This is a genomic window from Pseudocitrobacter sp. 73 (assembly GCF_008369545.1).
Classification (GTDB): Bacteria; Pseudomonadota; Gammaproteobacteria; order Enterobacterales; family Enterobacteriaceae; genus Pseudocitrobacter; species Pseudocitrobacter vendiensis.
The window spans coordinates 31427-44269 of sequence record NZ_VTZO01000005.1; the positions used below are offsets into that span (position 1 = coordinate 31427).

General features: G+C 52.8%; 10 protein-coding genes. 7 read left to right on the forward strand and 3 right to left on the reverse strand.

What is annotated here, in order from left to right; translation table 11 throughout:
* The first annotated feature begins 10 nt into the window (after positions 1-10).
* On the forward strand, positions 11-175 hold the full coding sequence (gene rsmS / locus F0Q32_RS04225) for a pleiotropic regulatory protein RsmS (RefSeq protein WP_149462100.1): 165 nt from the start codon (positions 11-13) through the stop codon (positions 173-175).
* A 135-nt stretch (positions 176-310) separates the two neighbouring features.
* Here the strand turns inward: rsmS and mscK are convergent, their stop codons facing one another.
* Together mscK and acrR are read right to left on the reverse strand one after the other, a co-directional pair.
* Positions 311-3664 carry a mechanosensitive channel MscK gene (mscK, locus tag F0Q32_RS04230; RefSeq protein ID WP_149462101.1) on the reverse strand — a complete coding sequence of 1118 codons (3354 nt, stop codon included), beginning with the start codon at positions 3662-3664 and terminating at the stop codon, positions 311-313.
* A 130-nt stretch (positions 3665-3794) separates the two neighbouring features.
* Positions 3795-4436, reverse strand: a complete 642-nt coding sequence (acrR, locus tag F0Q32_RS04235) for a multidrug efflux transporter transcriptional repressor AcrR (RefSeq protein ID WP_149462102.1) — start codon at positions 4434-4436, stop codon at positions 3795-3797.
* Positions 4437-4577: 141 nt separating this feature from the next.
* On the opposite strand from acrR, the gene acrA reads away from it, so the two are divergent.
* The 6 genes from acrA (at position 4578) to F0Q32_RS04265 (ending at position 11403) form a co-directional block, all read left to right on the forward strand.
* Positions 4578-5771 carry a multidrug efflux RND transporter periplasmic adaptor subunit AcrA gene (gene acrA, locus F0Q32_RS04240; RefSeq protein ID WP_149462103.1) on the forward strand — a complete coding sequence of 398 codons (1194 nt, stop codon included), beginning with the start codon at positions 4578-4580 and terminating at the stop codon, positions 5769-5771.
* A 22-nt stretch (positions 5772-5793) separates the two neighbouring features.
* Complete coding sequence (acrB, locus tag F0Q32_RS04245) at positions 5794-8943, forward strand: multidrug efflux RND transporter permease subunit AcrB (RefSeq protein ID WP_149462104.1); 3150 nt, start codon at positions 5794-5796, stop codon at positions 8941-8943.
* 547 nt (positions 8944-9490) lie between these two features.
* Positions 9491-9865, forward strand: a complete 375-nt coding sequence (tomB, locus tag F0Q32_RS04250) for an Hha toxicity modulator TomB (RefSeq protein ID WP_015965533.1) — start codon at positions 9491-9493, stop codon at positions 9863-9865.
* A 26-nt stretch (positions 9866-9891) separates the two neighbouring features.
* A complete protein-coding gene (locus F0Q32_RS04255; RefSeq protein ID WP_015965534.1) occupies positions 9892-10110 on the forward strand; it encodes an HHA domain-containing protein in 219 nt (72 codons plus the stop codon).
* Positions 10111-10279: 169 nt separating this feature from the next.
* Positions 10280-10834, forward strand: a complete 555-nt coding sequence (gene maa / locus F0Q32_RS04260) for a maltose O-acetyltransferase (RefSeq protein WP_149462105.1) — start codon at positions 10280-10282, stop codon at positions 10832-10834.
* A gap of 98 nt (positions 10835-10932) precedes the next feature.
* Positions 10933-11403: a YlaC family protein gene (locus F0Q32_RS04265; RefSeq protein WP_149462176.1), complete on the forward strand. Its 471-nt coding sequence runs from the start codon at positions 10933-10935 to the stop codon at positions 11401-11403.
* Here the strand turns inward: F0Q32_RS04265 and F0Q32_RS04270 are convergent.
* The gene (locus tag F0Q32_RS04270; protein WP_149462106.1) at positions 11372-12829 is read right to left on the reverse strand and encodes a PLP-dependent aminotransferase family protein; all 1458 of its coding nucleotides are present in this window, start codon (positions 12827-12829) and stop codon (positions 11372-11374) included. The two genes, F0Q32_RS04265 and F0Q32_RS04270, sit on opposite strands and share 32 nt — an antisense overlap.
* Between the last annotated feature and the right edge of the window lie 14 nt (positions 12830-12843).

Here is a 12843-nt window from a genome sequence, read left to right on the forward strand (position 1 = left end):
AGGGGAAAGTATGTCGCTGGAAAATGCGCCGGATGACGTTAAGCTGGCGGTGGATTTGATAATGCTGCTGGAAAGCCATGATATCGCGCCGGATGTGGTGTTGAGCGCGCTGGAGATGGTGAAACGCGATTTCGCGAAGAAACTGGCAACAACGGCGGACAATCGCGCCGAATAACCGCCCAGGGGCGCTTGCGCTTACCGGGCCTACAAAATCACATAATCCGTAGGCCGGATAAGGCGCAGCCGCATCCGGCAAACTCGCCGCACAACTGCCCGGTGGCGCTTCGCTCACCGGGCGAACAACAGAGAATTAATCCGCTATCGCGAGATTGTTACCACCGTTGTTATCACGTTTCACTTCCGTCACTTCATCGCCCTTCTCATTGTGCAGATGAACTTCCAACTGGTTAAACGCGATGTTGATGTTATTTTCACGACACAGACGATCGATGGTGCGGTTCAGCTCATCGACGGTGTAGCTGCGATCGCGCAGTTCACGCACATACAGACGCAGCTCGTGATCCAGCGTGCTGGCGCCAAAGGTGGTGAATAATACAATCGGCTCCGGATCGTGCATCACTTTCGGGTGCTCCATCGCCGCTTTCAGCAGGATCTCTTTCACCTTATCAAGATCGGAACCATACGCCACGCCCAGGCTTATCACCACACGCGTAATCGTATCGCTGAGCGACCAGTTGATCAGGCGCTCGGTCACAAACGCTTTGTTCGGGATGATCACCTCTTTACGGTCAAAGTCGGTGATGGTGGTCGCACGAATACGGATCTTACTGACTGTTCCCGAGAACGTACCGATCGTTACGGTATCGCCAATACGTACCGGGCGTTCAAACAGGATAATAATACCGGAAACAAAGTTACCGAAAATCTCCTGTAAACCAAAACCAAGACCGACCGATAACGCCGCCGCCAGCCACTGCAGTTTGTCCCACGAGACGCCCAGTGAGCCAAACACTGTCATCGCGCCGACGGCGATGATCACGTAGTTGAGGATAGTGGTAATGGCGTAGGATGCGCCCTGGCGCATGTTCAGGCGCGAGAGCACCAGCACTTCCAGCAGGCCCGGTAAGTTACGGATGAGCGCCCAGGCAATGGTCGCCGCTATCACCGCAAACAGCAGGCTGCCCATGGTGACGTTTTTCACCACGCTGGCGCCAGCTTCCGTGCCGCTGTAATGCCACAGGGTAATGCTGTCGAGATAGGTAAAGACGGAGATTAAGTCTGACCAAATGCCCCAGAACGCCGCCGCGAACAAACACACCATCAGCAGCATGGTGATACGCAGCGTTTGCTGGTTGACCTGCTCCAGAGCGATGGTCGGCTCTTCCTGCGGCTCCGCGCCTTCCGCACCCTCTTTCACGATATTCTGACGACGCGCGACCGCACGGCGATAGGCGATACGCCGCGCCGCGACGCTCAGACCACGCAGAACGGTTTGATAAAGCAGGTTCCAGACAATCACCAGGTAGACGGTTTCAATCCAGCGGCCAGAGAGGCGCAGCGTGGTATAGAAGTAACCCGTTGCGGTCAGCACCATCAATCCAATCGGTACCAGCGATAGTACGGTAATCGTGACCAGACGTAGCCCGTGCGACTCTTTATCACGCCAGCTGTCACGGCACATAGGCCACACCAGAATAGCAATCAGCAGCAGGTTCAGCAGAATAACAAACTGGCCCAGCACGTCGTCCATCAGGTGTAGTGGTGAAAGCTCCGCCACGACCGACCAGAAGTGCAGCGGCAGCAACGCAAGGCTGATGCGCACAATCTGGCGACGCCAGTGGCTGGTGAGCTGTTCTGGCATATTGAAGTGGCGTACCGCGACGCCGTCTTTTTCCAGTACTTTCCAGCACAAGCCGAAGATCAGCCAGAAGGTCGCCAGTTTTTTACAGAACGCCCACAGCAGGTCGCTAATATTGAGCTGCATGGTCAGCAGAATCAGACCAACGGCCAGAATCACTAATACCACCGGCAAGGCTCTTATCAGATCGATGAGAATCGCTTTTGGCGTATGCAATTGGCTATCGTTGCGTAGTTGCCCGACCTGCTCCGCTAAACGCGCCTGATACGCGCGCAGCCAGGTCAGTTTCCAGCGGATCAGCCCGGCAATCAGCAGCAGCGGCAGGCCCGCCAGGAAGGCGATGAAGACTGCTGGCCACGCTTTTTCCCAGTTTACGGTGATTTTCATCGCCTTAAACTGGTCTTTCAGCGCGCCCGGGAAGGATTTAATCCAGTCCCACCCCATCGGTTTGTTGCTGTTTACCCAGAAGATTTGCTGGGTGAGGATCTCTTTAAGGTTTTTCGAGACGCTCATCAACTGCTGCTGGTTAATTTGCAGGTTGATAGCCATCATCAGCTGGTTCCCCAGCTGTTTGTTAATTAAATCCAGCGCCTCACGACGCGCATCAACCAATTGCAGCAATGCGTCATGCACTTCCGGCGTAATCTCGCTGGCGTGCCCCTCTTCCAGTTTGGCGACAAAGTCTTCGCTCTGGAACATCGCATCACGCTGCTGGTTAATTTCGAACTGCTCAAGACGCAGGTCCGCAATGCGGTTCGTCATGTCTTCCAGCTCATCCGCGGAAGGCAGTGTCTGTTGCTGTTGATAAAGAATACGCGAGAGCAACAGGCTCCCTTTCAGAACCGCAATCTGCTCTTTAACATTGCGCTCGGATTGCAACGCACGGTCGAGCCAGTTCTTCACTCTGATGTTTTGCTGAACCAGTTGGTTACCGCTTTCGGTAACATTAATCAGGCGTTGGCTTAACTGGTGGTTGATTTCCAGTTCCTGTTTAACCAGTGGGTTCGCCTGAATACGCGCCGTGTCTTCCGGCGAGGCGGTTTCCTGCGCCGTTTTTTCCGTTAACGTCAACCGTTTGTTGTTAGCCGCTTCCTGTAAAAGCTGAAGCTGGTGCTCAAGGCGGGTGCTGTAAGCGGTAATGTAATCGCGCTGTTTTTGCAGGGTATCCTGCAAAGTGGTGTTGCCCTGCAGGCTTTTACGCTGCTGATCGAGTTCCGCATTGAGCAGCGCCTGCTGCACCTGCAACATGATTTGCTGAGAAGGACGCAGCGCGCCTTCCCCTACCGTGGTGCCGTTCAGGCTATTACGAATTTGTTGTAGCTGCTGCGACGCCGCATTCATCGCGTTTTGCACGCGCTCAGGCTGCGTTTGTAGGGAAACCAACTGGGTATTGTAAGTCGCCAGATCGTTCTGGGCATTTTGCAGGTCATCGACCATCTGCGTTAAGCGCGCTTCCAGCTGACGTAACGATAGCGTCGAGAGCGTTTTGCGCGTTTCATCGTCGTTGTCGACGTCGCTCAGCGCATTCAGTTTCTCAGTGGCTTCGCGCAGTTGCGCCGGAGCCTGATCGACTCTCTTCTGCAACTGAACGGTTTCGTCTTTGACGCGATCGATTTTATCCAGAAACTGGACGGTCTCGGTCAGATCCTGCAGCTCCAGCTTGTCCGCTGGGGTAGGATCTTTCTTCTTATTGATGGCATCGATTTGTGCCTGAATTTCGGCACGATCGGGAAGGTCATTACCGCTTGTGGCACGCGCCTGCGCGGCGGTGACAGCACAGAAAAGACATGCAATAACGACTATAAAAGCGAAAAATGTGTTCCGCGAGCGAATGTTATGCAGCATAGTTTTAACATGAGTGATTGCAAAAGCCGGAGAAAACCGGGGGATAAACGCGTGCGAAGAATAGCACTTCTGCAATCGACGGAATAGCGCCACCTTCCAGGATTATTCCTGGTAATACTGAATTTTCTGATTAACCTGATTTCTCATGCAGCGTCGGGCAGAACTGAAACATCTCCAGCAGAATAGCCACGTAATCTCGCGCCTCTTTTTTCAGGTCGAAGGATCCCGGCGCAAAGAGCCAATTCTCCATGATCCCCGAGATATAGCTGCGCATTAATATAGCCGCTTTGCGGGTTAACAATTTTGCCGGCAGCATCTTCGCGGATATACAATCCTTTAACACCTGTTCAATACGGTCATAACTTTCTATGCAAAGATTCCGCTGAGCCTGCTGCAGTAAGGCCATTTCACCGACAAATTCGCATTTATGGAATATAATCTCCATCATCAAGCGTCTACGCTCTTCTACAACCGTTGCTTCAAGGATATAGACTAATATTTCCCTTAAAACTGAGAGTGGATCGTCGGGGAATTTTGCCCGATACTCAATCTCAAGATCGCTGATACTGGATTCTGATAACTCCCAGATTTCACCAAATAAATCCGACTTGTCCTTGAAGTGCCAATAGATAGCGCCGCGCGTGACGCCTGCTGCTTTGGCAATATCCACCAGCGAGGTTGAGGATACGCCCTGCTGAGAAAATAGACGCAAGGCCACGTCAAGAATGTGTTGACGTGTCGCAAGGGCTTCTTGTTTGGTTTTTCGTGCCATAGGTTGGTGAATTTACAGAGGTTAGATTTACATACATTTGTGAATGTATGTACCATAGCACGACGATAATATAAACGCAGCAATGGGTTTGTGGACGCTGAACCATTGATCAATTTGAAATCGGACACTCGAGGTTTACATATGAACAAAAACAGAGGGTTAACGCCTCTGGCGGTCGTTCTGATGCTCTCAGGCAGCTTAGCGCTTACAGGATGTGACGACAAAGGGGCTCAACAAGGAGCACAGCAGATGCCAGAAGTTGGCGTTGTGACGCTCAAATCTGAACCTCTTCAAATCACAACTGAACTCCCTGGCCGCACCAACGCGTATCGTATTGCAGAAGTTCGTCCGCAGGTCAGCGGTATCATTCTGAAGCGAAACTTTACTGAAGGCGGCGATATCGAGGCTGGCGTGTCTCTGTATCAGATCGATCCTGCTACTTATCAGGCTGCTTACGAAAGCGCGAAAGGTGACCTGGCGAAGGCACAGGCTGCTGCCAATATTGCTCAACTGACCGTGAAGCGCTACCAGAAACTTCTGGGTACGCAGTACATCAGTCAACAGGACTACGACACCGCGCAGGCGGATGCACAGCAGGCTAATGCGGCCGTTGTTGCAGCCAAAGCGGCTGTTGAAACCGCGCGTATCAACCTGGCCTATACCAAAGTCACCTCCCCTATCAGCGGCCGTATCGGTAAATCCGCGGTAACGGAAGGCGCCCTGGTGCAGAACGGGCAGTCTACTGCACTAGCAACGGTGCAACAGCTCGACCCGATCTACGTCGATGTGACGCAATCCAGTAACGACTTCCTGCGTCTGAAACAGGAACTGGCAAACGGCACGCTGAAGCAGGAAAACGGCAAAGCGAAAGTCGACCTGGTGACGAATGACGGTACTAAATATCCGCAGAGCGGCACATTAGAGTTCTCTGATGTGACGGTTGATCAGACCACCGGGTCTATCACCCTGCGCGCTATCTTCCCGAATCCGGACCATACTCTGCTGCCTGGCATGTTCGTTCGAGCGCGCCTGCAGGAAGGTGTGAATCCGAATGCGTTGCTGGTTCCTCAGCAAGGCGTGACCCGTACGCCACGCGGCGATGCTACCGCGCTGGTTGTGGGTGAAGGCGATAAAGTTGAAACGCGTGATATCAAAGCAACCCAGGCGATTGGCGATAAATGGCTGGTCACTGAAGGGCTGAAAGACGGCGACCGTGTGATTATCACCGGCCTGCAAAAAGTCCGTCCCGGCGCGCAGGTGAAAGCGCAGGAAGTGACGTCTGACAATAAAGAACAAGCCGCAGCCGGCGCAGCGTCAGAAAAAACTCAGTCTTAACTTAAACAGGAGCCGTTAAGACATGGCTAATTTCTTTATCGATCGCCCGATATTTGCATGGGTGATCGCAATCATCATCATGCTTGCCGGGGGACTCGCGATCATGAAACTGCCGGTAGCGCAATATCCAACGATTGCGCCGCCAGCCGTGACGATCTCCGCGACCTATCCGGGTGCTGATGCCCAGACGGTGCAGGACACCGTGACACAGGTTATCGAACAGAATATGAACGGTATCGATAACCTGATGTACATGTCCTCCAACAGTGACTCTACCGGTACGGTACAGATCACCCTGACCTTTGAATCCGGTACTGACGCAGACATCGCGCAGGTACAGGTGCAGAACAAACTGTCGCTGGCAACGCCGTTGCTGCCGCAGGAAGTTCAGCAACAAGGGATCAGCGTTGAGAAGTCCTCCAGTAGCTTCCTGATGGTTGTTGGTGTCATCAACACCAACGGCACCATGACCCAGGAAGATATTTCCGACTACGTTGCGGCGAACATGAAAGACCCGATCAGCCGTACGTCTGGCGTCGGTGACGTTCAGCTGTTTGGTTCTCAGTACGCGATGCGTATCTGGATGGACCCGACCAAACTGAACAACTTCCAGCTGACTCCGGTTGATGTTATCGCGGCGATCAAAGCACAGAACGCCCAGGTTGCAGCCGGTCAGTTAGGCGGTACGCCGCCGGTGAAGGGCCAGCAGCTTAACGCCTCTATCATCGCGCAAACGCGTCTGACCAGCACCGATGAGTTCGGCAAAATTCTGCTGAAAGTCAATCAGGATGGTTCGCAGGTTCGCCTGCGCGACGTAGCGAAGATTGAGCTCGGCGGTGAGAACTACGACATCATCGCGAAGTTTAACGGCAAACCTGCTTCCGGTCTGGGTATCAAGCTGGCGACCGGTGCGAACGCGCTGGACACCGCGAAAGCTATCCGTGCCGAACTGAAGAAAATGGAACCGTTCTTCCCGTCAGGCTTGCAGATTGTTTACCCGTATGACACCACCCCATTCGTTCAGATTTCCATTAACGAAGTGGTGAAAACGCTGGTTGAAGCGATTCTTCTGGTATTCATCGTGATGTATATGTTCCTGCAAAACTTCCGCGCGACGTTGATTCCAACCATCGCGGTACCGGTCGTCTTGCTGGGTACGTTCGCCATCCTTGCAGCCTTTGGTTTCTCCATCAACACCCTGACGATGTTCGGGATGGTGCTGGCGATAGGGCTATTGGTGGATGACGCCATCGTGGTGGTAGAAAACGTCGAACGTGTAATGACCGACGAAGGGCTACCACCGAAAGAAGCGACGCGTAAATCCATGGGCCAGATTCAGGGCGCACTGGTGGGCATCGCGATGGTGCTGTCGGCGGTATTTATTCCGATGGCTTTCTTCGGCGGTTCTACCGGTGCAATCTACCGTCAGTTCTCCATCACTATCGTTTCGGCGATGGCGCTGTCCGTACTGGTGGCGTTGATTCTGACTCCGGCACTGTGTGCCACGATGCTCAAACCGGTTGCGAAAGGCGATCACGGCGAAGACAAAAAAGGCTTCTTCGGCTGGTTCAACCGCATGTTTGATAAGAGCACGCACCATTACACCGACAGCGTAGGCAACATTCTGCGCAGCACCGGTCGTTATCTGCTGCTGTATATCATCATCGTGGTCGGCATGGCCTTCCTGTTCGTTCGTCTGCCAAGCTCGTTCCTGCCAGATGAAGACCAGGGCGTGTTCCTGAGTATGGCCCAGCTTCCGGCAGGGGCAACGCAGGAGCGTACGCAGAAAGTGCTGGATGAGATGACCGATTACTATCTCACCAAAGAGAAAGACAACGTTGCATCCGTGTTTGCGGTTAACGGCTTTGGTTTTGCGGGTCGTGGTCAGAACACCGGTATTGCCTTCGTGTCTCTGAAAGACTGGGCGGATCGTCCGGGTGAAGAGAATAAAGTTGAAGCCATTACGCAACGTGCGATGGGCGCTTTCTCGCAGATTAAAGATGCGATGGTGTTCGCCTTTAACCTGCCAGCGATCGTTGAACTGGGTACGGCGACCGGTTTCGACTTCCAGCTGATTGACCAGGGCGGCCTCGGTCACGAGAAACTGACTCAGGCGCGTAACCAGCTGTTTGGTGAAGTGGCGAAGCACCCGGATCTCTTAGTCGGGGTACGTCCTAACGGCCTGGAAGATACGCCGCAGTTTAAAATTGATATCGACCAGGAAAAAGCACAGGCGCTGGGCGTGTCTATCAGCGACATCAATACCACGCTGGGCGCAGCCTGGGGTAGTAGCTACGTCAACGACTTCATCGACCGTGGTCGCGTGAAGAAAGTGTATGTGATGTCCGAAGCGCAGTACCGCATGTTGCCGGAAGATATCAGCAACTGGTACGTGCGTGGTTCTGATGGCCAGATGGTGCCATTCTCCGCGTTCTCAACGTCTCGCTGGGAATACGGTTCACCGCGTCTGGAACGCTATAACGGTCTGCCGTCGATGGAAATCCTCGGTCAGGCAGCACCGGGAAGAAGTACCGGTGAAGCGATGACGCTGATGGAAGAGCTGGCGGGTAAACTGCCGTCGGGTATCGGTTACGACTGGACCGGGATGTCTTACCAGGAACGTCTCTCTGGTAACCAGGCCCCTGCCCTGTATGCGATCTCGCTGATTGTGGTCTTCCTGTGTCTGGCTGCGTTGTATGAGAGCTGGTCGATTCCGTTCTCCGTTATGCTGGTGGTTCCGCTGGGGGTTATCGGTGCGCTGTTAGCCGCAACCTTCCGTGGCCTCACCAACGACGTTTACTTCCAGGTGGGCCTGCTGACAACCATTGGCTTGTCGGCGAAGAACGCGATACTTATCGTGGAATTCGCCAAAGATCTGATGGAAAAAGAAGGTAAGGGCCTGATTGAAGCAACGCTTGAAGCGGTACGTATGCGTCTGCGTCCAATCCTGATGACGTCGTTGGCGTTCATCCTCGGGGTTATGCCGCTGGTTATCAGTACCGGCGCAGGCTCCGGCGCACAGAACGCGGTAGGTACCGGCGTAATGGGCGGGATGGTCACGGCAACAGTTCTGGCTATCTTCTTCGTACCGGTGTTCTTCGTGGTGGTTCGCCGCCGCTTTGGCCGCAAAGTTGAAGAGACTGAGCACAGCCAACCGGCAGAACGTCACTAAGTCTGACCGATGCTGAAAAGGGCCGCTGACGCGGCCCTTTTTTTATGCCTTTTTATAATCGCACTTATCGTTATAAACACTTTTAAAATGCAGTAATACATTTTTATAATTAAAAAAATGCGGTTATTTTTAATAGTGATGATTCATCACCGGGAGGGTTTCCATGCTTAAATGTTTAAGAAAACTCCGAAGTGTAAGGTGTTTTCTCTGATACTCTGTGGCGAAGCGTCTTAGACCTGCTGAAAATCCAGGCATCTGCCTGCCGCAACGTTCGTGTGGATAATGAGTAAGTGAATGAATTCTAATGATTCAATTATTATTCTCTGGCGATACATTGAAAAATCTTAATCTAAGCCACATCTCATTATTGGGGAATTAAGAAAATAGACTTAATTGTAATTTTTCGTAATAGCTCGGTGAAATCTCTTTCAGAGTGGATTATAGTTAGTACATAAGGACTGTGCGTCTGCGCCAGGTTAGCCGGTAGTTACCCCATCCCACACACTGTTTGTTCTCGTCGTTTTACTCACGAATAAGGGGATGTGTTATGGACGAATACTCGCCAAAAAGGCATGATATCGCGCAACTCAGATTCCTCTGCGAAACGCTCTATCATGACTGCCTCGCCAACCTTGAAGAGAGTAACCACGGTTGGGTTAACGACCCCACCTCGGCTATCAACCTTCAGCTTAATGAGTTGATCGAGCATATCGCGACCTTTGCGCTTAATTATAAAATTAAGTACAACGAAGATAATAAATTGATTGCACAAATTGACGAATATCTGGATGATACTTTCATGTTGTTCAGTAACTACGGTATAAATAGCGAAGACTTGCAAAAATGGCGCAAGTCCGGGAACAAACTTTTCCGCTGTTTCGTCAACGCCAGCCGGGCTAACCCCGTTAGTCTCTCTTGTTAAGATAATTACAATCACATGGGTGAATTATGTCTGAGAAACCATTAACTAAAACGGATTATTTGATGCGACTGCGCCGTTGCCAGTCAATTGATACGCTGGAACGCGTCATTGAAAAAAATAAATATGAACTTTCTGACAATGAACTGGCGGTATTTTACTCAGCTGCCGATCATCGTCTGGCTGAATTGACGATGAATAAGCTGTACGACAAGATCCCATCCACTGTGTGGAAATTCATTCGCTAATCGCTATTTTCTGTAATTGCTTCAGGCGTCCGTTAAGTCAACTAACGATCGTTACGTTCCACTTACCCTGGTAAGTTTGTGATTAACTTCACACTGATTAACAGGGAACGTTCCCAATTATTCCTGTGCCTCTTATGGTGAACACTCTTGACTGACGAGGAGTGTCACAATGAGTGAAGAGAAACGTAAAATGATCGCCGGCGAACTCTATCGCCCGGCGGATGCAACGCTCAGAGCCGATAGTCTGCGCGCCAAACAATTGCTGCATCGCTACAATCATTCGTCGCCCGACGAAAAAGCATTACGCCATCAGTTGCTGGCTGAACTTTTCGATAAAAGCCACGATGCTTATATTGAGCCCAATTTCCGCTGCGACTACGGCTTTAACATTACTCTCGGCACCAATTTCTACGCCAATTTTGATTGCGTAATGCTGGACGTTTGCCCCATTACCATCGGCGATAATTGCATGCTCGCGCCGGGCGTACATATTTATACGGCGACCCATCCTCTGGATGCTACTGAACGCAACAGCGGCTATGAATATGGCAAACCGGTGGTTGTCGGAAATAACGTCTGGATTGGCGGACGTGCGGTAATAAACCCTGGCGTCACTCTTGGGGATAACGTGGTGGTGGCTTCGGGCGCGGTGGTGGTGAAAGATGTGCCAGATAACGCGGTCGTTGGGGGCAATCCGGCCCGCATTCTTAAAATGCTGAGCTGATACGACTGTTATGCTTTTTTGAAACCAATCTGTTACTTTTTGTATTGGTTAATGCAACATAGAATAGGTGAATCCGCCCTGAGTTGCAGAGCCCAATGATGACAGAAATCCAGCGATTACTTACGCAGACGATCAATGAACTGAATATCCGTGAAAAGCGCGACAACAGGCCGCGCTTTAGCATCAGTTTTATCCGCAATCACCCCGGCCTGTTCCTGGCGATGTACGCGGCGTTTTTCGCCACGCTGATTGTCATGATGCGTTCTGAGACGCTCGAAGGTTCCGTCTGGCTCTTGTGGGTGCTGTTTGCCCTGCTGAATGCGTTTTTCTTCTTCGACGTTTATCCACGTTATCACTACGAAGATATCGATGTTCTGGATTTCCGCGTCTGCTATAACGGTGAGTGGTACAACACGCGCTTCGTGCCGGAAGAGTTAATTCAATCCATCAAGAACTCACCCCGCGTCAGCGCACAGGCCCGGGCGCAGCTTGAAAAAATGGTCGCCAGAAAAGGCGAACTCTCGTTCTACGATGTCTTCACCCTGACCCGCGCGGAAGCGACGCAATAATCCGCTGAAGCGTCCGTATCGCTGGAATAAAACGCGATGCGGACGTATTGCCATAACCCAGCACCAGGCCAGAACGTTGATGCTGCGCATTGAGATAAAACTGGCTGAGCGCCGCCGGTGACATCTGCTGCTGGCGGGCAAGTTTTACCACCTCCACATCATCAATTCCGTCGATAAGTACCGTCAGGTGCAGCCCCCCCTCTCCGGCCAGCACCTGATGCGGAATCAGCAACGCCTGCGCCAACGCTTCGCGTAGCTGTGTTTGCCGTTTACGATAAAGCCGTCGCATCGCCGCCAGATGCCGCGCATAATGCCCCTCCTCAATAAACGTCGCTAGGGTGCGTTGTTCGGTGCGATGCCCACCGCGCAGCAGGGCGTGAATCGCCGGTTGTGCGGCAGCGACCAGCGCAGGCGGCAACACCATAAAACCCAACCGCAGAGAGGGAAACAGCGTTTTGCTGAAGGTTCCCAAATAGACTACCGGCGCGTCTTTCACCATTCCACGCATCGCCGGGATCGGCTCACCGCTGTAGCGAAACTCACTATCATAATCGTCCTCAATGATCCAGGCGCCAGCGCGATGCGCAAACTCCAGCAGCGCCAGACGCCGCGCCGCACTCAGCACGCTGCCCGTGGGGTACTGATGCGACGGTGAGGTGAAGATGAGACGTGGCGTCGAAGAAACCTTCGCAAACTGCATGCCTTCATCATCCACAGGAATCCCCTCAAGCGATAAACCCGCCGCAAGAAAGGCGCTTTTAGCGCCAATGTAACCCGGCTCCTCTACCCAGGCCAGTTGCCCCGGCTCGCTCAACAACTGAGTACAAAGATTCATCCCTTCCAGTGCGCCTTCGGTGATAACCACCTGGCTGGCGTCACAATCGATTCCCCGAGAAAGCGCGAGGTGACGAGCAATCGCTTCGCGAAGCGACGCTTCTCCGGCGGAATCACCATACCCCAGCAGCAAGCTCCCCTCCTCCCGCAAGGTACGATCGAGCAACCGCCGCCACAACGGTAAGGGAAAATAGTTAATGGCGGGCGTTCCCGGCGTAAAGAGCATCGGCGGCGATTCACGCGGCGTCGCGGGCGGTAGCTGGCGAAACCTCCCGGCCACGGCGGCGGGTAACGTTGACGATGACGCAGTCACCTGCGATTTGGGGAGTGATGCCACGCGCGTACCCTGCCTGTCGCGCAGTAAATAGCCTTCCAGCGCCAGCTGCTCCAGCGCGCTATTGACCGTATTACGGGAAATCGCCAGCCGCTGCGCCATGATGCGCGAACCAGGAAGGCGGCTGTTTGCCTGCAGTTGCCCCTGCAAAATGGCGTCTCTAAGCGCGTTGTAAAGGACACGCTGTAGCGTCTGCGGCCCACGCATTGCCAGCGCGCGTTGCAGGAAAGTAAAAAAGGGATCGTCAGGAATATTCATCAGGGCTCCTCGTG

What these genes read in the sequence shown, in the direction of transcription:
- rsmS (WP_149462100.1), top strand. Translation starts at nt 11, where the DNA reads ATGTCGCTGGAAAATGCGCCGGATGACGTTAAGCTGGCGGTGGATTTG.
- mscK (WP_149462101.1), bottom strand. Translation starts at nt 3,664, where the DNA reads ATGCTGCATAACATTCGCTCGCGGAACACATTTTTCGCTTTTATAGTC.
- acrR (WP_149462102.1), bottom strand. Translation starts at nt 4,436, where the DNA reads ATGGCACGAAAAACCAAACAAGAAGCCCTTGCGACACGTCAACACATT.
- acrA (WP_149462103.1), top strand. Translation starts at nt 4,578, where the DNA reads ATGAACAAAAACAGAGGGTTAACGCCTCTGGCGGTCGTTCTGATGCTC.
- acrB (WP_149462104.1), top strand. Translation starts at nt 5,794, where the DNA reads ATGGCTAATTTCTTTATCGATCGCCCGATATTTGCATGGGTGATCGCA.
- tomB (WP_015965533.1), top strand. Translation starts at nt 9,491, where the DNA reads ATGGACGAATACTCGCCAAAAAGGCATGATATCGCGCAACTCAGATTC.
- F0Q32_RS04255 (WP_015965534.1), top strand. Translation starts at nt 9,892, where the DNA reads ATGTCTGAGAAACCATTAACTAAAACGGATTATTTGATGCGACTGCGC.
- maa (WP_149462105.1), top strand. Translation starts at nt 10,280, where the DNA reads ATGAGTGAAGAGAAACGTAAAATGATCGCCGGCGAACTCTATCGCCCG.
- F0Q32_RS04265 (WP_149462176.1), top strand. Translation starts at nt 10,933, where the DNA reads ATGACAGAAATCCAGCGATTACTTACGCAGACGATCAATGAACTGAAT.
- F0Q32_RS04270 (WP_149462106.1), bottom strand. Translation starts at nt 12,829, where the DNA reads ATGAATATTCCTGACGATCCCTTTTTTACTTTCCTGCAACGCGCGCTG.